This window comes from Clostridium sp., assembly GCF_051650885.1.
Classification (GTDB): Bacteria; Bacillota; Clostridia; order Clostridiales; family Clostridiaceae; genus Clostridium.
The window spans coordinates 1-20,834 of record NZ_JBOFRG010000249.1 but is presented as its reverse complement, the minus strand read 5'-3'; the positions used below and the strand labels follow the sequence as shown (position 1 = coordinate 20,834).

Here is a 20,834-nt window from a genome sequence, read left to right as displayed (position 1 = left end):
TATTCTTTAGAGATAAGTTTAAAGAAGATTAAATATAGAGATAGAAGGAGTACTAACGCTAGTGTTGGTGCTCTTTTTGCGTAATAAAGTAAATATTAAGTTGCATAATAAAACAGCAGATAAGAGAGAAAAATAATTATGTGGGGCATCTATTAAGAAGATCTTGTGTGTTAGGCGATGAAGAGTTTGAATTGATAAAAATCTACTATAAGAAGTTTAATTTTAGTACAAGAAGTTATGATAAATTTTTTAAAATAGCTAGAACCTTTGCAGATTTAGATGGATGCGAAAAGATAAAAAGATTTATTTAATCAAGGTTTTAATGTGTAGAGAAATAGAGAAAGATACGAGTAAGTTGATATTGGTATAAATAGATAGAATAATCAAGAGTTAAAGAAACTAGAACTGAATTTAAAGGTATTGGTGAAAAATGCAAAATGATAGATTAAAAAGAAAAATGAAAAATAGGAAGTAAGTAGTAAAGAACTAAAAAAGAAGTTCGAAAATTAAGTGAAAATATGGATTGAAAAAAGAGTTAATGGATAGAAGAGGTAGGGTGAGGTATGGATTATAGTGCATTAAAACATGATAAATGTGATAAATATGATTATCTTATAGCAGTAGGATCGGGTGCAATAGCAGGACTTATAGATGTTTTTTTAGTAGGTAGTCCAAAGGATAGTACTTTAGGCAATTGGACAGATAATCAAGTTGATGGAATAGTTAAAAAGTTTGCGAAAAGCCAAGGATGGGCTCCAAGGGGGGGGAATGAGGAGAATGTAGGAAGTGCAATTGGTTTTTTAGAAGGACAGTTTAAAGTGAATTATGATCAGAGATATACAAGTGATGTAGGAAATATATTTAATATGAGTACAAGAAACCATCATTTAAAATCCTTATCACATTCACCTGACATAATAGGATTATTTTTTTCAGTATTAGATCAATTTACTGGAACATCAACTTTTATTGATAATGGAAGTATTATAAGAATTAGAAATAGTGAAACATTTGAATTACAGGGAGGAAATTTTTTAGCTAAATTATTTTGCGCTATAACAAATTGGTTTGGACATTTAATATCTGATATAGCGGGAAGTTCGGGAGGAAGACCAAGTGGAAGAGGTAGTGGAATTTCAATACCTTTTTATGAATTGTTTGGGTTATGTAACTTTGGAGGATTTACTGTAGGTGGACATAGACAAACGGTTGCAAAAATAGCAACAAGAGTTTTTGAAGAAGGATATGACTTGAGATTTGGAATTACAATGACAATTCCAGTGATTTTAAATGAATTAGTAATAAGACTTGTATGGGCATTAAAAAGATATTTTTATCATAAAAAGCAAATAAAACAGTGTATGCCAACTATGAAAAATAATAGTTTGAGAGTAATGCTTATATTAGGACAGGGAACACTGTGTGCAATAGATGGACTTGATGCATCATTAAGATCTGGGGGAAATGTAGTAATGTTTATATGTAGGATGAATATAATTGCATGGTTTAGATTTATAATGTTAGTAATAAAAGAGGTTTCAATAAGATGTAACATAGTAGGTTTATTAGAGTGGCAACTAGAATCTTATAAAAAAGTAAATCATCAAATAATGTTATATATAGAAGAGTTAAAGAAAATTGATATTGAAGCTTGGAAAAAAGAAATTGATGAATTGAAAAAGATAAATAATAGGTTGTTTAATGCAAAATCAGAAGAAGAGGTTGTTAATATATTATATGATGAAGCTAAATATTTAAATTTAGAGCTTCCTTTTAGTAGTCATGATGAATTTTTAATATTCATGGAAAAGGATGAAGATTTAATTTTATAAAGGGGAGGATATAGAAGATGTTTAAATGCGATAAATGTGGCTTGTGCTGTAGAAATTTAGATAATGAAAATTTTAAAGAACTACATGATGGGGATGGGATATGTAGACATTTAGATAAAAGAAATAATATGTGCAAGATATATGAGAGTAGGCCGACTATTTGTAATGTAGAAAAGGGATTTGAGGTATTATTTAAAGATAAAATTAATAAAGATAAATATTATGAATTAAATTATAAAGTTTGTGAAATGTTAAAGAAAGGGGAGAGATAATTATGCCAATACCATTTTTACTTATAGGAGGCCTTGTAGCAGCAGGAACAGCAGGAGTTGGAGCTGGTGCTTATGGTGTTAAAAAGATGTCAGATGCAAATAATATAATTAAAGATGAAAAAAGAAAATATGATAGTAAAAAAAATTTATTTGATAAGAAAAATGAGGAATGTGTTAAAACTTTAGAGGATTTTACAAGGTTAAAGCTTGAAATATGGAAAAGTTTTGATAGATTTTCAAAAACGTATGAAAAGATAAAAAATAAACCAGAATTTAAAGGTGGAATAGGAAAAGATAAGTATAGAGTTTCAAAGTTAGAACTTGAAAATATAAATGAAGTGAAAATTTCAGCATTAAAGATATTAGGGGCATCTACTCTGGCAGTAGGAACAGGAGGAGCACTTGCAGGAGGAACGATAGCAGGAGTTGGATTATTTGGAGTTGCATCTACGGGAACAGCAATATCTACATTATCAGGAGCAGCCGCAACAAATGCTACACTTGCAGCAATTGGAGGTGGATCGTTAGCAACAGGAGGTCTTGGTATGGCAGGCGGAACAGCAATTTTAGGTGGTGTAGTGGCAGCACCAGCACTTGCAATTGGTGGTGTGTTTATGGCATGGAAAGGAAATTCAAGTATGGAAAAAGCCTATGAAATAAGTGCAGAAGTAAGCAAAGCAGTAAAACAATTTAATGAAGGAGAAATTTTTTTAGGAAATTTACAAAAAATAATAAAAGAGGTAGATGTAAATCTAAAAAGATTATATAAGTACTACTTAGAATTGATTATGAGGCTTGAAGACGTAGTTAAATATAAATGTGATTTCAGAAAATTTGAAGAGAATGAAAAATATCTGCTTGAGGCAAATATCATAATAGTGAAGGTATTAAAAAAAGTTACACAAATAAATCTTATAACTAAAAATAAAGAAGGAAAAGATATTATAAATTCAAATAAAATAAAAAATGAATTATTAGAATGTAATAAAACAATAATTTAATTGATTATTGTGAGTGGAAGAAAAAATATAATTGAGACTTAAAGTGCTTAGAATGAATTTGAATAAAATTGGAGATAGTTGAAGGGGCTGTCTCCTTCAACTCCGATTTGAAGATTATAACTTGGTTTTAATTGGCCATTTTGCATATGATCTTCTTTCATATGCATGAATGTGCATCTACAGCGGTTTTAGAAGAGCAACTGGGAACTAAAGTGCCTAGAACGAACCTGGGCAAATTCAAGAAGGAAATATAAAATAAGTAATTTAAAAGAAAATAATTTAAAGATAGATGAGGAGTGCTAACACTAGTGTTGGTACTCTTTTTGTATAAAAATAATAGTGAGTTGTAGAACACGTCTTGAATTATTCAATTATAAAAATAAAGATTTAAAAGATGTATAAGATAGTTTGTCTTATGGAAATAATTTGAAATAAGATATTGGTAATAAAGATCATTGTATATCAGATAACAGAAAAAATAAAATTATAATAAAGGGATGTGAACTATATTGAAAAAAATAATTTTAAAGGAAAATAGGAAGGTAATTTTAATAGAAAAGAGGCAGAGGAAAAAGAAAGGTTTCACAATAATAGAAATGTCGGTAGTTCTTTCAATTATGGTTTTACTTATGGCTGTATTTTTACCAACAGTAAGTGGTGCTATTGAAGATTCAAAGAATGTAGGAATAAGAGGTGAGGCACAAACTGTAGTTTTTGCATGGCAAACTATAAATAGCAAGACAGATTTAAATTTAGAGACTAGTGCAACGAAAGGAAAACTTGTAGAAGAAGCAAACAAAAATGCAGACTTTTCTAAGTATTTCAATTTGAATAAAACAAAGAGTCTTAGTGGAGATGTAACAGTTGAACAATGTATGCAAGTCGTTGAAGGAAAGAAATTTACTATAGATAAAGATGGAAAGATTACTATAACCTCATAAAAGATAGGGTTATAAATGCTAAGAAAAAAGTGAATTTTAGAATAGAGAGGATACAATGTGTAAAAACTTCTCTCTATTTTATTTTGTATTTAAGAAATTTACTATGAAATAAATTAAAATATAAATGATGTTTACAAAAGTATAGTTAAGGTTAGGCAGTGAAATATACAATTTAATGTAAAATATGAATAAGGAAAGTGTTGACAAAAATAGACAAATTTCTTACAGTGAAATTATAAAGAAAAAATACAAAAATATGATATTGATATAAAATTTGCCACATTGACTGAAAAGGTTTGGTATAGTACAAGTTTATGAAATCGAATACAATGATGTCATAGGGTAGCAAGGGGGAATTAAACTTGATTACACTTAATGAAAGACAAAAGGAGTTACTAAAGCTTCTCTATAGAGAAGAGGATTATATAACTATAAAAAATATTTCTATAAAATTAAAGTGTAGCGAAAGAACTATAAGAAATGATTTATCTTTAATAGAAGAATTTATTAAAAAAGAAAATGGTTTATTAGAGAAAAAACAAAGATTAGGGATTAAGCTGGTTTTAAGTGATAAGGTTCACTTAGAAGATATTATGAGAGATAGTATGGTTAATTTATATTCTTCGGAATCTAGGGAACTTATGATTTTATCTATATTAATTTTAAAGGGAAGACTTACTATAGAAAAGATATCTAATGAAATGAATGTAAGTAAAAATACTGTAGTAGGAGACCTAAAGGAGATAGAAAATAAAATCAAAAGTCACAACGTAAAAATTAAGAAAAAAGTTTATCATGGAATGTGTGTAGAAGGAGAGGAAGAAGGAGTTAGAAGTGGTTTTTTAAATATCTATCTTAGACTAGAAGAAAATTTAAAGAAGGAAGTAAAAAATAGACTTATTGAGGAAAGTGGCTTAGATAGTTTAAGTATCCAATATAAGATAATTGAATTAGAAAACTTCTTTAAAATTAGATATAGTCAAGAATCAATAGAGGTTTTTGAAATTTTGATTCTGCTTTCTAAATGTAGAGAAAAAAATGGATTTAAAGTAAACAAGCTTTTAAATGAAGAACGGGAAGAGTTTAAGTTTTTAAAAGAAAGCTTTCCTTTAGAAAATGAAGAGGTTGGATACTTAATTGGGATTTTAGATGGACTTGCCAAAATGAAGGGCGAAGAGAAAAATCTAGTTACAAATGAAATTTTAAATGAAATAAGTAAAGTTTTAAATATCCACTCTATCGAAGAAAGTGAGCTAAAACAGCAAATAGGGATGCACCTAGATGCAGCAATCCATAGAATAAAAAATAACTTTGTTATTGAAAATCCTATGTTAGAAGAGATTAAACTTAAGATGGCTTTTATTTATAAAATAACTGAGGAAATTTTAAAGGCTAAGGAAGATATCTTAGGAGTTAAGTTCCCAGAGGCAGAAATTGCATACATGGCTATGTATTTTGATGCAATATTTGAAAGAAGCGTGAAAAATAAGTTTGATTATAATATATTAGTTGTTTGTAATGGAGGTCTTGCAACATCTAGTCTTTTGAAGACAAGGCTTAATATAATGGTTCCAGAAGGAAATATAGTAAGTATTTGTAGGCTTAGAGATGTTGAGGAAAAGCTAAAGTATGAGAAAATTGATTTTATTGTAACAACAGTTCCATTAAAGTTAAATTCTCATAAGGTTATAAAAGTTAATCCATTATTACATTATAAAGATGTTGAAAAAATAAAAGCAGAAATTTATAACAAAAGATATGAGAAAAACTGTAAATATCTTTTTGATAAGGTAAGAAAAGAAAAGAAGGAAAATATAACAACTTTAATCTATGAAAGATTTTCAAAATTTGAAAGTGAAATAAGAGATTGGAGAGAAAGTATTTTAGAATGTGCTAAGCCTTTAATAAAAGAAAATAAAATAAATAAGGAATATGTAACTGACATAATAAAAGTTATAGAAGACTTAGGAAATTATATGGTTTTTATTCCTGAAATAGCATTTGTACATGCAACGCCAGAGAATGTTATAGAAAATTCAATTGGAGTATTAAATTTAAAAGAGAAAATCTCTTTTGGAGCTAAAAATAAGGTTTTAGTAAAGACAATAGTTTTAATAGCAAATAAAGAGGAAAATATGAATTTAGTAAATTTAATTAATATTCTTACTAAAGAGGATAATGTAGAAAAATTCAAAAATGCAAAGTCTTATAAAGATTTAGAAACTATAGATTGATAAAAAGGGGTAGAGAATATGATTATTAAGGTTATAGATAGGGTTAAAGACTATAATGAAGCAATTAAAATATCTTGTGATTTACTAAAGGAAGAAAACATAGTAGAAGAGGGGTACTTTGATGCAATCATAGATAAAATAGATGAATTTGGACCATACTTTTGTATAGCAGAAGGGGTAGCAATGCCACATGCAAGACCAGAAGATGGCTCAATAGAAACGGGTGTTTCTATTGTTAAGGTAAATGAAGCAGTAGATTTCTTAGGAAAAAAGATTAATGTATTTTTCACATTATCAGCTAAGGATAGTGAATCACATTTAGATTTACTTAGAAAAATAGCTGAAGTGTGTATGAATAAATGTAAATTAGAAAAAATTATAAATTCAAAAAATAAAGAAGAGATTATGGAGGTATTTTAAAATGAAAAGAATAATGGCAGTTTGTGGATCAGGACTTGGATCAAGCTTTATGGTGGAAATGAATATTACAGAGGTATTAAAGGAACTAGGTGTTGATAATGAATATGAAGCAAGCCACACATCTCTTGCAGATGTAACAGCAAGTGATGCAGATATTTTTGTAACAGGATTAGACTTAGCAGATAGTGCAAGTCATTTACCAGAGTTAATAGTTTTAGATTCATTATTAGATAGAGATGAGCTTAAAACAAAAATTTCAGAAAAATTAGGGTTATAAAAATATATCTCCCTGTCAAAAAAAGATAGGGAGAAAAAATACATATATATATGAAGGTTTTAGTTAAGGTTTTTTAAATATAAAATAAAAAAAGTTATAAAAGGGGGATTTAGAAATGGGAGGCTTTTTAAAAGTTATTGTAGATTTTTTATCGGAACCATCAGTTTTAATTGGAATTATGGTATTAGTAGGGTTGTTATTACAAAAGAAAAGTGCTGATGTAATAATAAAAGGAACATTAAAAGCAATGGTTGGATTTGTTGTTATTGCAGCAGCTGCTGGAGTAATTGTAGGTTCACTTGAGCCATTTGGAATTATGTTTGAAAAAGGATTTAGTATTTCAGGAGTTATACCAAATAATGAAGCAGTTGTAGCTATGGCTATGGACAAGTTTGGAACAAATACAGCTTTAATTATGACTTTTGGAATGATCGCTAATATTATAATTGCAAGAATTACAAAATATAAATATATATTCTTAACAGGACATCACACATTATTTATGGCTTGTATGATAGCAGTTATCTTAGGAGCAGCAGGAATGAGTGGATTCCACTTAATCTTTACAGGGTCACTAGCATTAGGTCTTATAATGGTTTTATCACCAGCAATATTACAACCATTTATGAAAAAAATAACTGGAAATGATTCAGTAGGACTTGGACATTTCTCAGGAACAGGGTATGCAGTAGCAGCTGTAATTGGAAAAGTTGTTGGTAAGGGTTCAAAATCAACAGAAGAAATGAAGGTTCCAAAATCATTAAGCTTCTTAAGAGATTCAGTAGTATCAATATCATTAACAATGTTAGTTTTATATATAGGAGTAGCAGTAGCTGCAGGACCAACTTTCGTTGAAAGTGAATTATCAGGTGGAAAAAACTTTATAGTTTATGCAATGATACAAGCTTTAACATTTGCAGCAGGATTTATATTAATCCAAAATGGAGTTAGACTTGTTTTAAATGAAATAGTTCCAGCATTCAAAGGGATTTCAAGCAAACTTGTACCAAACTCAAAACCAGCATTAGATTGTCCAATAGTATTCCCATATGCACAAAATGCAGTTTTAATAGGGTTCATTAGTTCATTCTTAGGTGGGATATTCTCAATGGTTGTACTTGGTGCAATGGGACTTGTAATAATAATTCCAGGAGTTGTACCACACTTCTTTACAGGAGCAACAGCAGCAGTATTTGGAAATTCAACTGGAGGAAGAAGAGGAGCTATAATAGGTTCATTTGTAAATGGAATAATAATTTCATTCTTACCAGTAGCATTACTTCCTGTACTTGGAAACTTAGGATTTACAAACTCAACATTCTCAGATGCAGACTTTGGAGTTGCAGGAATATTCTTAGGAAAAGTTCAAGAGTTTGTTGGTGGATATGGTTTAACAGCAGTTTTACTTGGAGTAGTTGGAATAATGATAGCTTTAACAGTATTAAAGAAGAAAAGTGTCACTACAGAAAATGTTGAAAGTAAAAAAGAAGAAAAGCAAAAAGCATAGATAAAAAATATTAATTAGTGAAGCTAAGGCTTCACTAATTTTATATAAAAATCTTATAGTAAATTAAAAATAGGAGTGAATTTATGAGAAAAGCAGAGTTAGAAAAAATAGCAAAAGAATTAAGAAAAGACATAATAGAAAGTATAAGTAAAGCAGGATCGGGACATCCAGGGGGAGCATTATCAGTTATAGATATAATCACTTATTTATATTTTGAAAAGATGAATGTTTCAGTAGATAAAATGGAAGACAAAAATAGAGATATATTTATATTAAGTAAGGGACATGCAGCACCAGCACAGTATGTAGCATTAGCTAAAAAAGGATTCTTTAATAGAGATGAGTTATGGAATTTAAGAAAAACAGGAGCAATGCTCCAAGGACATCCATGTAAGGATAAATGTCCAGGAGTAGAAGTTTCAACAGGTTCACTAGGTCAAGGAATATCAAATGGATGTGGAATTGCATTAGCAAAAAAGATGGACAATCTAGAAGGAAATGTTTATGTAGTATTAGGAGATGGAGAAATACAAGAAGGAATAGTGTGGGAAACTGCAATGTCAGCAGCTATGTTTAAATTAAATAACTTAGTTGCAATTATAGATAAAAATAATATTCAGTTAGATGGAAGAACAAGTGAAATAATGAATATACATGCACTTGGAGAAGTATGGAAAGGCTTTGGATGGAATGTAATATCTTGTGATGGACATGATTTTGAAGAGTTAGAAGAAGCATTTAATAACTTAGCTGAAGATAAACCTACAGTTATTATAGCAAACACTGTAAAAGGAAAAGGTGTTTCATTTATGGAAGACAATGTAGCATGGCATGGAATGGCACCAAATAAAGAAGAAACAGAAAAAGCATTAGAAGAATTAAATAAATAATATGGTAGGTGAAGAGAAATGAAAAGAGCAACAAGAGAATCGTATGGACATACATTAAAAAAATTAGGAAAAGAAAATAAAGACATAATAGTTTTAGAAGCAGACCTTTCAAAAGCAACAAAATCAGAAATATTCAAAAAAGAATTTCCAGATAGATTTATAAATGTAGGAATAGCAGAACAAAATATGATAGGAATGGCAGCAGGGCTATCAAAAATGGGGAAAATTCCATTTGCAACAACCTTTGCAGTATTTGCAGCAGGAAGAGCCTTTGAAATAATAAGAAACTCAGTATGTTATCCAAACATGAACGTAAAAATAGCCGCAACCCATGCAGGAATAACAGTAGGACCGGATGGAGGTTCCCATCAAGCAATAGAAGACATAGCAATAATGTCATCACTTCCAAACATGACAGTTCTATCACCAGCAGATGACATAGAAGCATGCAAATGTATAGAAGAAGCGGCAAAAATAAAAGGACCTGTATATATAAGGCTAGGAAGAATTCCACTAGATGACATATATAATGAAGATTATGAATTCAAAATAGGAAAAGGCTCAGAAATAATAAAAGGAAATGATATAACAATCATCTCAACAGGAATAATGACACACAAAGCAATAGAAGCAGCAAAAGAACTAAAAAAAGAAGGAATACAAGCAAGAGTGATAAACATTGCAACAATAAAACCAATAGATAAAGAAATAATAATAAAAGCAGCAAAAGAAACAAAAGGAATAATTACAGTAGAAGAACACTCAATTATAGGAGGACTTGGAGATAGAGTAGGAAGCGTAGTAAATGAAAACTATCCAACAATAGTAAAGAAAATTGGAGTAAAAGATAAATTTGGAGAATCAGGAAATCCAGATGAGCTTCTTGAAAAGTATGGATTAACAGTAGAAAATATAATAAAGGAAATAAGAGGGGTTTTATAAGAAAAATAATAAAGAAAATATTTTAAAAATAAAACTTAGTAAAGTTGACTAAAATAACTCAGTAAAATTTAAGTTTTACTGAGTTATTTTTTGGGGAGTAAAGACTTATATAAAGTTTTTTATATAAGATTAAAAATAAAAAAAATATTTAAAAAAGTATTTTAGAAGTATATTTATTTTAGTTTAATGGATTTTTGGATAAGAATAACCAAATTTAATATTAAATAATGGCTAAATTTGAATATATTTAAAAAATATGTTGAAAAATGTGAAAATCATAAAAATTTAATCATCACGCACAAATAGTTCACAAAATATTCTCAATAAGTTCATACTATGTTATAATTAGGCATGAAATGGTAAAAAAGAAAGGGATTTATGAATTGGAGGGGGAATAGTGCAAAATACTATAAAAGGAATTGAAAAGTTGGAAAGAGAAATTTCAAGGGATGAAATTGAAGAGAAAGTTTTATATGATATTACAAAAAGAATAATAGATATATGTTTAGCTACAATTGGAATAGTATTATTAAGTCCAATTTTTCTAATAATAGGGATACTAATAAAAAAAGATTCAAAAGGATCTGTGATATTTACACAGACGAGAGTGGGATATAAAGGCAAAGAATTCAAAATGTATAAGTTTAGGAGTATGATAACTGATGCAGAAGAAATGAAAAAAAAATTAGAGAAGAATAATGAGATGTCAGGGCCGATGTTTAAAATGAAAGATGATCCTAGAATTACAAAAATAGGAAAGTTTATAAGAAAGACAAGCATAGATGAATTACCTCAATTATTTAATGTATTAAAAGGGGAAATGAGTTTAGTAGGTCCAAGACCAAGTTTACCAGAAGAAGTGGAGAAGTTTGAAGAATGGATGTTAACTAGATTATATGTTAAACCAGGGCTTACATGTTACTGGCAAGTGATGGGAAGAAATAACATAGAATTTGAGGAATGGATGAAGTTAGACAAGAAATATGTAGAAGACAGAAATACATTATTAGATTTGAAATTGATATTTAAAACGGGAGCAGTTTTATTTGGAGATGATAATGCAAGCTAATGAATAAATATATAAAGAAATAGGGGATTGAAGATGAAACATATTTTTATAATAGGATCAAAGGGAATACCAGCAAAGTATGGAGGGTTTGAAACATTTGTAGATGAACTAACTAAGAATAAAAAAAATGAGAAAATTAAATATCATGTAGCGTGTATGGCAACGGACTACGATGAGTTTATATATAATGAAGCTAGATGTTTCAATATCAAGGTAGCAAACATAGGTCCAGCAAAAGCTGTATACTACGATTTGATTGCAATAAAAAAAAGCATTGAATATATAGAACATAATAAAATAGAGAGTCCGATTATATATATATTAGCATGTAGGATAGGACCGTTTATAAAATACTTTAAGGATAAGATAGAGGCATTAGGCGGAAAAATGTACGTTAATCCGGATGGACATGAATGGAAAAGAGCAAAATGGAATTGCTTAATAAGAAAATACTGGAAAGTGTCGGAAAGGTATATGGTCAAGAATGCAGATTTACTAATATGTGATTCTAAAAATATAGAAAAATATATAAAAGAAGATTATTTAGAATATAAACCTCAAACGAAATATATTGCGTATGGAGCAGAAGTAATAAAGTCAAAATTAAGAGATTCAGATGAAACTGTATTGCAATGGTTTAAAGAGAAAAATGTAGAGAAAAATGAGTATTATTTAATTGTGGGCAGATTTGTACCAGAAAATAATTATGAACTTATGATTAGAGAATTTATGAAATCAAAATCTAAAAAAGATTTAGTGATTATAACTAATGTTGAAGAGAATAAATTTTTCAATGAATTGAAAGAAACTACAAAATTTTATAACGATGAAAGAATAAAATTTGTAGGAACAGTATATGAGCAAGAATTATTGAAGAAAATAAGAGAAAATGCATATGGATATATACATGGACATGAAGTGGGAGGAACAAACCCATCATTATTGGAAGCATTAGCTACTACTAAGATAAATTTATTACTTGCGGTTGGATTTAATGAAGAGGTAGGAGAGGATGGAGCAATTTACTTCAGTAAAGAAGAAGGTAATTTGGCTAAAGTTATAGATAGTACGGATGAAATTGCATTAGAAATTATAGAACAAATAGAGAATAAAGCAAAAAATATAATAAAAAATAGATATAGTTGGGAATTTATAGTTGATGAATATGAAACATTATTTTTAGAAAAGGCAATGGTGAGAAAATAATGAAGTTAGGAATATTAGTTGATGATATGAACTCTAAGGGTGGTGTTCCTAGAAGTATAGCAAATTTAGCAAATGGACTAAATAGATATTTGAAATGGGACATAGAAGTTATTTCTTGTTTTAAAGGAATTGAAAAGAGTATTTATTATTCATTAGATCAAGAAATTAAGTTAATATATTTAAATTTAGATAGAGATGAAAATATAAATAAAATTTTACGTCAAATAAAATTTTATAGAAGAATTAGAAAAAAGATAACAAATGAGAAATATGATGTTGTAGTTTCATCAAGTGCATTTTTATCAATTTATGCACAAGGAATATCAAAAAAAATAAAAATAATTGGTTGCGAGCATGGTGCATATAGTCATTTAAGTTCAAACTGGAGAAAAATAACTCAAGTTGTATATAGGAGATTAAGTGCATTAGTATTATTAACTAACGAAGAAAGAGAGTGTTATAAAATAAAAGATTCGAAAATAAAAGTCATAAAAAATATGAAGTCCTTCAACTCGGAAGAAAAAGCAGAGTTAAATAATAAAAAGATATTATCAATAGGAAGGATAGATGAAAATAAAAATATTTGTAATATGATAGAAGTTTTTAAAGAGGTTTCGACTGTAGTTTTAGATGCTAAATTGAAAATAATTGGAAATGGTGATTGTGGAGAAATAGAAAAAGTGAAAAAAATAATTAAGCAATTAGATCTAGTAGGAAAGGTGAAAATACAAGAATTTACACATGATGTAAAGAAAGAATATTTAGAATGTGGGATTTTTTTAATGACATCTAAAAGCGAAGGACTGCCAATGGTACTAGTAGAAGCTATGACATGTGGGGTTCCATGTATAAGTTATGATATAAAAACTGGACCAAAAGATTTGATTCTAGACAATGAAACAGGATATTTAATAGAGGCATTTGATAAAAAAAATATGAAAGAAAAAATAATAGAATTATTAGAAAATAAAGAAAAAAGAAAAGAAATGGGTATGAAAGCATATCAAAAAAGTAGTGAATTTAATGAAGAAGTAATTATAAAAGAATGGGAAAAGCTAATAAGTGAGGTAGTAAAATGAAAGAAAAAATAATGGGATTAGTTAATAAAGATGAATTCGATATTGCTCTAATCATTGTCTTTACATTTGCTACAATTGGGTCTAAAAGTATTAATATAAGAGGGAATATTATATATGTAGAGTTCATAGCAATAATATCAATATATCTAGTAGTAAAAGAAGTGTTATATGCTAAGAGAAATTTCAAAGAGTATAAAGAAGACTTAATTAAATATAAAATGATAGTCTATCCAGTATTAGGATTGGTAATAAGTTATATTGTATATGGCAGCGTTTTGAATCCAAGAAGTAGTTACTTCTTATTAAATAAAATGTATCCATATATTTTTTTAATAGTGATATTTTTAAGGTTCTCTAGAATAGAAAAAGAAAAAATACAAAAATATGTAAATTTAATTTCTGAAATATTTATTATTGCAGGAGTACTAGGAATAATTATGTATTTAATGAAATATACTAATGGTGCATTTAGTCTAGATAAAATAATGGAATTTCAGACATTTAATGAAAGTATAGATTTATATGGAGAAATAAGATTTTATTGGTTGTTATCACACAAATCAAGATATACAATGTATTGCTTAATTGGAAGTATATTTATTTTAAATAGTGAATTAAAAAAGCAGGTGAAAGTAAGTGGATTAGTACTAATGACGATAAATACGCTTATGTCTAATTCTATGATTGGAATAATGATATATATGATTGTAGTTTTTGTCGGAATAATGGACAAGTTAGATATTATATCAAAGTTATTTGGAATTGCTAAAAAGAATAAAAAAATAACTATAGGAGCATTAATATTTAGCATAGTTATAGGATTTAGTGGGATGGTAATTGTTTCAAAACAGAGAGATTTAAGTACTCTGGGAGCGAGAACTTTTATTTGGGAAGCTGGAATACAGAATGTAAAGGATAATCCTAAAGGGATAGTTGAAATGCCGAGCAACAACTGGATAAAAGCAGAGTTTGAAGGCGATGAGTACTATTTTACAAATGCACATAATATGTATATAAATGAATTTTTAGAAGGCGGAGTAATATTGGGAATAATGTATATTGGAGTAGCATTAATATTATGTATATATTACTTTAAAAGCAAAGATATAGTTTTTTCATTATTTTTAATAATGTTTATAGGACTTTACTCGAATTTTGAGTCAATAAATACAAGAGAAATGCCATATATAGTATTCTTTACTTTTGGAATTATGTTTTGGTTTAAGAAAAGAAAAGAGGTAGTTGAGAATGGGGAAGATGATAGAGAAAAAATTATCCATAATCATATGCACGTATAATAGAGCTGAAATATTAAAAGAATGCATAAAAAGTATTGTTTCTAACAATAAAAACCTAGAAAAATATGAAATTGTAATAGTAGATAATAATTCTAGCGATAATACGAGAGAATGTGTTAATGAGATGGAAATAAATAATTTGAGATATACACTTGAAATAAAACAAGGATTAAGTAATGCAAGAAATAGAGGAATTATAGAGGCATGTTATAGATATATAGCATTTATAGATGATGATGTAATAGTTGAAAAACAATTTGTTGAAAATATTTTAAAATATTTTTCTGATTCAAAGAATGTTTGTGGAGGTGGCAAGATTTACTCTATATGGAAGACTGAAAAACCTAATTGGTTTAAAGAAAATTTTTATTCAATAATAGGTGAAACAAAATATGGAGAAAATAAAAGAAAGCTTAGTAGAAATGAATATCCATACGGAGGAAATATGTTTTTTGATAAAACTATTTTTGAAAAGCTAGAAGTATTTAATCCAGATTTAGGTATTCAAGGTGAAGAAGTAAAAATGGGTGAAGAAGTTGAAGTATGTGAAAGAATAAGAGGTAAAGGACATGAAATTTATTATTTAAATGATGTCGTAGTAGGGCACAGAGTTCATATGAATAAAATAAATAAAGATTATGTTAAAAAGAGATGGGAAGAAGAAGGAAGTGCATATGGGAAGATAATAAGTGGCAATGGGAAACTAGCAGTAGTAAAACAAGGGGTACTGAGAGGTGGAATAATTTTAATAAGAGATATTCCCAAGTATGTATTAAGTAGATTAAAAGAAACTGACTGCAAAACACTATATGAAGCACAGCTATTAAGAAGTAGAGCAGTTTTAAAAAATCTTAAATTATAAGGCGGGAAGAGTATGAGAGAAGTTAGCTTAAAAGAGGCTCAGAATTTAATGAAAACAATATTAAGAGATGTTGATGCAATTTGTAGAAAGAATAATATTGAATATTGGATTGAAAGTGGAACGCTTTTGGGTGCGGTTAGACATGGTGGATTTATACCATGGGATGATGATATAGATGTAGGAATGAAAAGAGAAGATTATATTAAATTTTCTAAAATAATAAAAGAGGAATTGCCAGGTGATTTAATTTATGAAAATATTTTAGAAAATGAAAGGGTGAATTATTCTTGGACTAAAATAAGACATAAAGAAAGTCAAATATTAGAATCAGAAAATGATAGTAATAGTGATGGTATGTTTATTGATATTTTTCCTTATGATTTTTATGAAGAAAAATGTATATTAGAAAAGGAAAAAAATAAGAATATATTTAAGATAAAGACAGTGTATAATAGTGAATTAAAATATGAAAAAGATATAAGGAAAAATGTAAAAAGAGCTTTTTGTAAAATTTATAATAAAGTAGTTTTAAGAGATAATATGAGGACTATAAGACAAAAATGTGTCAAAAATGCAAGGGATAATGAAATAATAGAAAAAAAGTATATTGGTTACGGAACTGAGGTAGATTTGTTTTCTAATAAATATTTAACCGAAGAAATATTTCCAACAAAAGATATTGTATTTGAAGATATTATAGTAAAAGGACCAAATAAAGAGCAAGCGATATTAAAAAAATTGTATGGAAATAATTATATGAGTATACCGAAAATAGAAGATAGGTATTCACACAATATTGGCTTATATATTGGGAAAGAGAGAACATAATATGGAAAAATCAATAAGTAAAAATATTATATTTAAGTTTATATTGAATTTATTTAATATCATAGTTCCAATTTTGATAGGACCATATGTAACTAGGCGGTTAGGCCCGGATATGATGGGAGCAGTTAATTATTCACAAGCAATATTTGGATACTTTTTCATATTTGCTAGTTTTGGTGTGTATCAATATGGACTAAGAGAAATTGCAAATGTTAGAAATGATAAAGAAAAAACAGCAAAAATATTTACAAGTTTATTTCTAATTACGTTAGTTACTAATGTAATTAGTACAATTGCTTACTTTGCTACAGTTATGACAATAGAAAGTAGCCAGGAAGTATACATATCATGCATAATATTAACATTTAATTTAATTTCAAATGTATTTTATATAGAGTGGGTAAATGAGGCGGAAGAGAACTATGATTTTATAACAATAAAAACAATAGCAGTAAAAATAATATATACAATATTATTATTATTGATGGTTAAATCGGCAGCAAATTTAAAAGAATACCTATGGCTATTAGTACTATCAACATTTTTAAATAATTTTATTTCATTTTTATATGTAAAAAAACATATAAGGTTTAATTTTAAAGATTTGAAAATAGTAAAACATTTAAAACCTATGGTTTTAGTAGTTATTTTATCAAACGTGAATGTTTTATATACTCAATTTGATAGATTAATTTTAGGTGCAAGTGTATCAACATTAGAAGTTGGATACTATGGAATAGGACAAACGCTTAGTAACTTAGTAAGTAGTTTAATATTTACGTTAATTTATGTGACTATTCCAAGGTTAACTAATTATTCAGCAAATGAAAATGAGGGGAAATATATAGAATTACTCAATAAAATAGCAAAAGTATATTTCTTATTGATATATCCAGCATGTATAGGAATGGCATTATTGTCAACTGAGGTTGTAAGTATTTATGGTGGAGTAGAGTTTATAGGAGCTGTAAGTGTAGTAATGATGTATAGCATTTATATGATAACTTTAGGATATGAATCGATACTTACAAATCAAATAATGTATGTTAAATCAAAAGAAAGAGTTATAGTAAAAATAGTGCTTATTTATGGGATAGTAAATGTTTTTCTAAAAATAATTTTATTAAAATTAGGATGTTTAAATGCGGCTACAGCAATTACAACAACTATGATATCTAATTTACTTATAATATTAAGTGAAAATTACTATGTAAGGAAAAAATTAAAAGTAGATTTTAGAATATTGTCAATTGATAAGTTTAAATATGGGATAATTTCATTACTATTTATTCCGATTATATTGATAATAAAATCAATCTTCACAGGGATTGTACCTATAGTAGGAGTATCAGTAGCAATATGTGGAGGTATATATTTTATAATTTTATATAAAATCAAAGATGAAATGTTTTTATATGTAATAGAAAAAGTTTTTGGAAAAATAAAAAATAAATTTTCATAAGGGGAAAAGCGATGAGAGGAATTATTTTAGCAGGTGGAAGTGGGACAAGGTTATATCCAGTAACAAAGGCAATGTCAAAGCAGATGGTACCAATATATGATAAACCAATGATATATTATCCAATGTCAGTACTTATGTTAGCAGGGATAAAGGATATTTTAATTATATCAACACCAAGAGATATAGTAAATTTCAAGGAATTATTTAAGGATGGAAGTGAATTTGGATTAAATATTGAGTATGCAGTACAAGAACAACCAAATGGACTTGCAGAAGCGTTTATTATAGGAGCAGATTTTATTGGAGATGATAATGTTGCAATGATACTTGGAGATAATATTTTCTATGGTCAAAATTTTTCAAGTCATCTTTTAGAAGTTGCAAAAATGGAAAAAGGAGCTACTGTTTTTGGATATTATGTACAAGACCCAAGAGCGTTTGGCGTAGTTGAGTTTGATAAGAATGGGAAAGTTCTTTCATTAGAAGAAAAGCCAGAAAAACCAAAATCAAAATATGCAGTTCCAGGGCTTTATTTCTATGATAATACTGTTGTAGAAAAAGCAAAGAATCTTAAGCCGTCTGATAGAGGAGAGCTTGAAATTACAGATTTAAATAGAGTATATATGGAAGAAGGAAATTTAAAAGTTAATCTTCTAGGTAGAGGAATGGCGTGGCTTGATACAGGAACACATGAATCAATGCTTCAAGCATCAAACTTTGTAGAGGCAGTTCAAAACACCCAAGGAACATATATAGCATGTCTTGAAGAGATTGCATATAGAAAAGGGTGGATAAAGGCAGAAAAAGTAATAGAGCTTGCAAAGCCTTTAATGAAAACAGGGTATGGAAAATATCTTATGGATATTGTAGATGAGGTAGAAAAATCAAAAGCTGAAGTAGCAGCTACTTTATAGGAGATTATGCGGTGAGTAACTTTAATTTTATAGAAACAAAAATAAAAGATTTATATATTATAGAGCCGAAATGTTTTGGTGATGATAGAGGGTATTTTATGGAAAGCTATAGTAAAAAAGCTTTTAATGAAGCAGGACTTACTATGGAATTTGTACAAGATAATGAATCTAGATCAAAAAAAGGTGTTTTAAGAGGAATGCATTTTCAAACAAAACATACACAAGGGAAATTAGTTAGAGTAACTGATGGAGCTGTTTATGATGTAGCAGTTGATTTAAGAAAAGGATCAGAAACATATGGACAATGGGAAGGAATCCTTTTAACTGCGGAAAACAAAAAACAATTTTATGTTCCAGAAGGATTTGCACATGGATTTTTAGTAGTTTCAGATTATGCAACCTTTAACTATAAATGTACTGATTTTTATGCACCTGAGTATGATGGTGGAGTGCTTTGGAATGACCCAGAAATAGGAATAGAATGGCCATTAAAAGGAATAGAAGAAATTTCACTTTCAGAAAAAGATAAAAATCAAAAGCTTTTAAAAGAATTAGATTTACCATTTGTATATAAGGAGGAAAAATAATATGAAAATTCTTATAACAGGTGGAAAAGGGCAGCTTGGAAACGAATTAGTTAGCATAATCTCAACAGGACAAGCTGAAATAAATAGTTTAGAAAAAGCAAAAAAATATGAAGTAGTTTCATATGATGTAGATAAGCTTGATATAACAAATTTAAAACAAGTTAAGGAAGTTTTAAAAGAGGAAAAGCCAAATGTGATAATAAACTGTGCAGCAGCAACAAATGTTGATGGGTGTGAAACAAATGAAGATTTAGCTTTCAAGGTAAATGCTATAGGACCAAGAAATTTAGCAATGATAGCCGAAGAAATTGGAGCTAAAATAGTTCAAGTTTCAACAGATTATGTTTTTAGTGGTGAAACTAGAGAGAAGCCATTTAAAGAATATGATTTAGTAGCACCATATAGTGTTTATGGGAAAACAAAGCTTATGGGTGAAGAATATGTAAAGCAATATTCAACAAAAAGCTTTATAGTAAGAACAGCATGGCTTTATGGATATGTAGGACATAATTTTGTTTATACAATGAGAAAGCTTGGAGAAGAAAGAGAATTCTTAACTGTAGTAAATGATCAAAAAGGAAATCCAACATCAGCAAATGATTTAGCATATCATATATTAAAACTTATAGAAACTGAGGAATATGGAATATATCATTGTACAGGAAAGGGTGAATGTACATGGTATGATTTTGCTAAAAAAATAATGGAACTTTCCAATATAGATTGTGATGTAAGACCATGTACATCAGAAGAATTTAAGACTCCAGCAAAAAGACCAGAATATTCATCACTAGATAATATGATGCTTAGAAATACTATTGGAGATGAAATGAGAAGTTGGGAAGAAGCTATAGAAAGCTTTATAAAAAAAATTAAACTAGGGTAAATAAGAGGAGAGAAAAAAGATGAAAACTTATTTAGTAACAGGTGGAGCAGGATTTATAGGGTCAAACTTTGTTTTATATATGCTTAATAAATATGAGGACATTAAAATAATAAATTTAGATAAATTAACTTATGCAGGAAACTTAGAAAATTTAAAAGAAATAGAAAATGATAAGAGACATATATTTGTTCAAGGAGATATTTGCGATAAGGAATTAGTTGCAAAGCTTTTTGAAGAAAATGAAATAGATTATGTAGCACATTTTGCAGCAGAATCACATGTTGATAGAAGTATAAGAGAGCCAGAAGTATTTGCAAAAACAAATGT

Annotated in this window: 22 protein-coding genes; all 22 read left to right on the top strand. The window is 28.3% G+C overall.

Annotated elements, in window-relative coordinates; translation table 11 throughout:
* The first annotated feature begins 140 nt into the window (after nt 1–140).
* Entirely contained in the window at nt 141–311 is a 171-nt protein-coding gene (locus ACRC28_RS11795; protein WP_438543640.1) for a hypothetical protein, read from the top strand.
* Between the two features lie 252 nt (nt 312–563).
* On the top strand, nt 564–1,832 hold the full coding sequence (locus ACRC28_RS11790) for a hypothetical protein (RefSeq protein ID WP_438543639.1): 1,269 nt from the start codon (nt 564–566) through the stop codon (nt 1,830–1,832).
* A 17-nt stretch (nt 1,833–1,849) separates the two neighbouring features.
* Nucleotides 1,850–2,104, top strand: a complete 255-nt coding sequence (locus ACRC28_RS11785; protein ID WP_438543638.1) for a YkgJ family cysteine cluster protein — start codon at nt 1,850–1,852, stop codon at nt 2,102–2,104.
* 2 nt (nt 2,105–2,106) lie between these two features.
* Nucleotides 2,107–3,105 (top strand): hypothetical protein, encoded by a 999-nt coding sequence (locus ACRC28_RS11780; RefSeq protein WP_438543637.1) that lies wholly within the window; start codon nt 2,107–2,109, stop codon nt 3,103–3,105.
* Between the two features lie 509 nt (nt 3,106–3,614).
* Nucleotides 3,615–4,046: a type II secretion system protein gene (locus tag ACRC28_RS11775; protein WP_438543636.1), complete on the top strand. Its 432-nt coding sequence runs from the start codon at nt 3,615–3,617 to the stop codon at nt 4,044–4,046.
* 362 nt (nt 4,047–4,408) lie between these two features.
* The gene (locus ACRC28_RS11770) at nt 4,409–6,280 is read left to right on the top strand and encodes a BglG family transcription antiterminator (RefSeq protein WP_438543635.1); all 1,872 of its coding nucleotides are present in this window, start codon (nt 4,409–4,411) and stop codon (nt 6,278–6,280) included.
* Nucleotides 6,281–6,298: 18 nt separating this feature from the next.
* Nucleotides 6,299–6,700: a PTS sugar transporter subunit IIA gene (locus ACRC28_RS11765; RefSeq protein ID WP_438543634.1), complete on the top strand. Its 402-nt coding sequence runs from the start codon at nt 6,299–6,301 to the stop codon at nt 6,698–6,700.
* A 1-nt stretch (nt 6,701) separates the two neighbouring features.
* Nucleotides 6,702–6,977: a PTS sugar transporter subunit IIB gene (locus tag ACRC28_RS11760; RefSeq protein ID WP_438543633.1), complete on the top strand. Its 276-nt coding sequence runs from the start codon at nt 6,702–6,704 to the stop codon at nt 6,975–6,977.
* 115 nt (nt 6,978–7,092) lie between these two features.
* Nucleotides 7,093–8,484, top strand: coding sequence for a PTS ascorbate transporter subunit IIC (locus ACRC28_RS11755; protein ID WP_438543632.1), 1,392 nt, complete (start codon nt 7,093–7,095; stop codon nt 8,482–8,484).
* A gap of 83 nt (nt 8,485–8,567) precedes the next feature.
* On the top strand, nt 8,568–9,374 hold the full coding sequence (locus tag ACRC28_RS11750) for a transketolase (RefSeq protein WP_438543631.1): 807 nt from the start codon (nt 8,568–8,570) through the stop codon (nt 9,372–9,374).
* An 18-nt stretch (nt 9,375–9,392) separates the two neighbouring features.
* Nucleotides 9,393–10,316, top strand: a complete 924-nt coding sequence (locus ACRC28_RS11745; RefSeq protein WP_438543630.1) for a transketolase family protein — start codon at nt 9,393–9,395, stop codon at nt 10,314–10,316.
* Nucleotides 10,317–10,734: 418 nt separating this feature from the next.
* Entirely contained in the window at nt 10,735–11,385 is a 651-nt protein-coding gene (locus ACRC28_RS11740; protein ID WP_438543657.1) for a sugar transferase, read from the top strand.
* Between the two features lie 33 nt (nt 11,386–11,418).
* Nucleotides 11,419–12,591 (top strand): beta 1-4 rhamnosyltransferase Cps2T, encoded by a 1,173-nt coding sequence (cps2T, locus tag ACRC28_RS11735; protein WP_438543629.1) that lies wholly within the window; start codon nt 11,419–11,421, stop codon nt 12,589–12,591.
* Nucleotides 12,591–13,670 (top strand): glycosyltransferase family 4 protein, encoded by a 1,080-nt coding sequence (locus tag ACRC28_RS11730; RefSeq protein WP_438543628.1) that lies wholly within the window; start codon nt 12,591–12,593, stop codon nt 13,668–13,670. The genes cps2T and ACRC28_RS11730 overlap by 1 nt, the downstream gene beginning before the upstream one ends.
* Nucleotides 13,667–14,968: an O-antigen ligase family protein gene (locus ACRC28_RS11725; RefSeq protein ID WP_438543627.1), complete on the top strand. Its 1,302-nt coding sequence runs from the start codon at nt 13,667–13,669 to the stop codon at nt 14,966–14,968. Before ACRC28_RS11730 ends, ACRC28_RS11725 begins: the two co-directional genes overlap by 4 nt.
* The gene (locus ACRC28_RS11720; protein ID WP_438543626.1) at nt 14,919–15,830 is read left to right on the top strand and encodes a glycosyltransferase family 2 protein; all 912 of its coding nucleotides are present in this window, start codon (nt 14,919–14,921) and stop codon (nt 15,828–15,830) included. Before ACRC28_RS11725 ends, ACRC28_RS11720 begins: the two co-directional genes overlap by 50 nt.
* Before the next feature lie 12 nt (nt 15,831–15,842).
* On the top strand, nt 15,843–16,658 hold the full coding sequence (locus tag ACRC28_RS11715) for a LicD family protein (RefSeq protein WP_438543625.1): 816 nt from the start codon (nt 15,843–15,845) through the stop codon (nt 16,656–16,658).
* A 1-nt stretch (nt 16,659) separates the two neighbouring features.
* Complete coding sequence (locus ACRC28_RS11710) at nt 16,660–18,120, top strand: oligosaccharide flippase family protein (RefSeq protein WP_438543624.1); 1,461 nt, start codon at nt 16,660–16,662, stop codon at nt 18,118–18,120.
* A gap of 11 nt (nt 18,121–18,131) precedes the next feature.
* Nucleotides 18,132–19,034, top strand: a complete 903-nt coding sequence (gene rfbA / locus ACRC28_RS11705; protein WP_438543623.1) for a glucose-1-phosphate thymidylyltransferase RfbA — start codon at nt 18,132–18,134, stop codon at nt 19,032–19,034.
* An 11-nt stretch (nt 19,035–19,045) separates the two neighbouring features.
* Nucleotides 19,046–19,621 (top strand): dTDP-4-dehydrorhamnose 3,5-epimerase, encoded by a 576-nt coding sequence (gene rfbC, locus ACRC28_RS11700; protein ID WP_438543622.1) that lies wholly within the window; start codon nt 19,046–19,048, stop codon nt 19,619–19,621.
* Between the two features lies 1 nt (nt 19,622).
* Nucleotides 19,623–20,507, top strand: a complete 885-nt coding sequence (gene rfbD, locus ACRC28_RS11695; protein WP_438543621.1) for a dTDP-4-dehydrorhamnose reductase — start codon at nt 19,623–19,625, stop codon at nt 20,505–20,507.
* 19 nt (nt 20,508–20,526) lie between these two features.
* Nucleotides 20,527–20,834 (top strand): GDP-mannose 4,6-dehydratase (locus ACRC28_RS11690; RefSeq protein ID WP_438543620.1); only part of this gene is annotated, 308 nt, incomplete at its 3' end.

Excerpts from the sequence above, each read along its gene's own strand:
- ACRC28_RS11790 (WP_438543639.1), top strand. The coding sequence starts at position 564 with ATGGATTATAGTGCATTAAAACATGATAAATGTGATAAATATGATTAT.
- ACRC28_RS11785 (WP_438543638.1), top strand. The coding sequence starts at position 1,850 with ATGTTTAAATGCGATAAATGTGGCTTGTGCTGTAGAAATTTAGATAAT.
- ACRC28_RS11780 (WP_438543637.1), top strand. The coding sequence starts at position 2,107 with ATGCCAATACCATTTTTACTTATAGGAGGCCTTGTAGCAGCAGGAACA.
- ACRC28_RS11765 (WP_438543634.1), top strand. The coding sequence starts at position 6,299 with ATGATTATTAAGGTTATAGATAGGGTTAAAGACTATAATGAAGCAATT.
- ACRC28_RS11760 (WP_438543633.1), top strand. The coding sequence starts at position 6,702 with ATGAAAAGAATAATGGCAGTTTGTGGATCAGGACTTGGATCAAGCTTT.
- ACRC28_RS11755 (WP_438543632.1), top strand. The coding sequence starts at position 7,093 with ATGGGAGGCTTTTTAAAAGTTATTGTAGATTTTTTATCGGAACCATCA.
- ACRC28_RS11750 (WP_438543631.1), top strand. The coding sequence starts at position 8,568 with ATGAGAAAAGCAGAGTTAGAAAAAATAGCAAAAGAATTAAGAAAAGAC.
- ACRC28_RS11745 (WP_438543630.1), top strand. The coding sequence starts at position 9,393 with ATGAAAAGAGCAACAAGAGAATCGTATGGACATACATTAAAAAAATTA.
- cps2T (WP_438543629.1), top strand. The coding sequence starts at position 11,419 with ATGAAACATATTTTTATAATAGGATCAAAGGGAATACCAGCAAAGTAT.
- ACRC28_RS11730 (WP_438543628.1), top strand. The coding sequence starts at position 12,591 with ATGAAGTTAGGAATATTAGTTGATGATATGAACTCTAAGGGTGGTGTT.
- ACRC28_RS11725 (WP_438543627.1), top strand. The coding sequence starts at position 13,667 with ATGAAAGAAAAAATAATGGGATTAGTTAATAAAGATGAATTCGATATT.
- ACRC28_RS11720 (WP_438543626.1), top strand. The coding sequence starts at position 14,919 with ATGGGGAAGATGATAGAGAAAAAATTATCCATAATCATATGCACGTAT.
- ACRC28_RS11715 (WP_438543625.1), top strand. The coding sequence starts at position 15,843 with ATGAGAGAAGTTAGCTTAAAAGAGGCTCAGAATTTAATGAAAACAATA.
- ACRC28_RS11710 (WP_438543624.1), top strand. The coding sequence starts at position 16,660 with ATGGAAAAATCAATAAGTAAAAATATTATATTTAAGTTTATATTGAAT.
- rfbA (WP_438543623.1), top strand. The coding sequence starts at position 18,132 with ATGAGAGGAATTATTTTAGCAGGTGGAAGTGGGACAAGGTTATATCCA.
- rfbD (WP_438543621.1), top strand. The coding sequence starts at position 19,623 with ATGAAAATTCTTATAACAGGTGGAAAAGGGCAGCTTGGAAACGAATTA.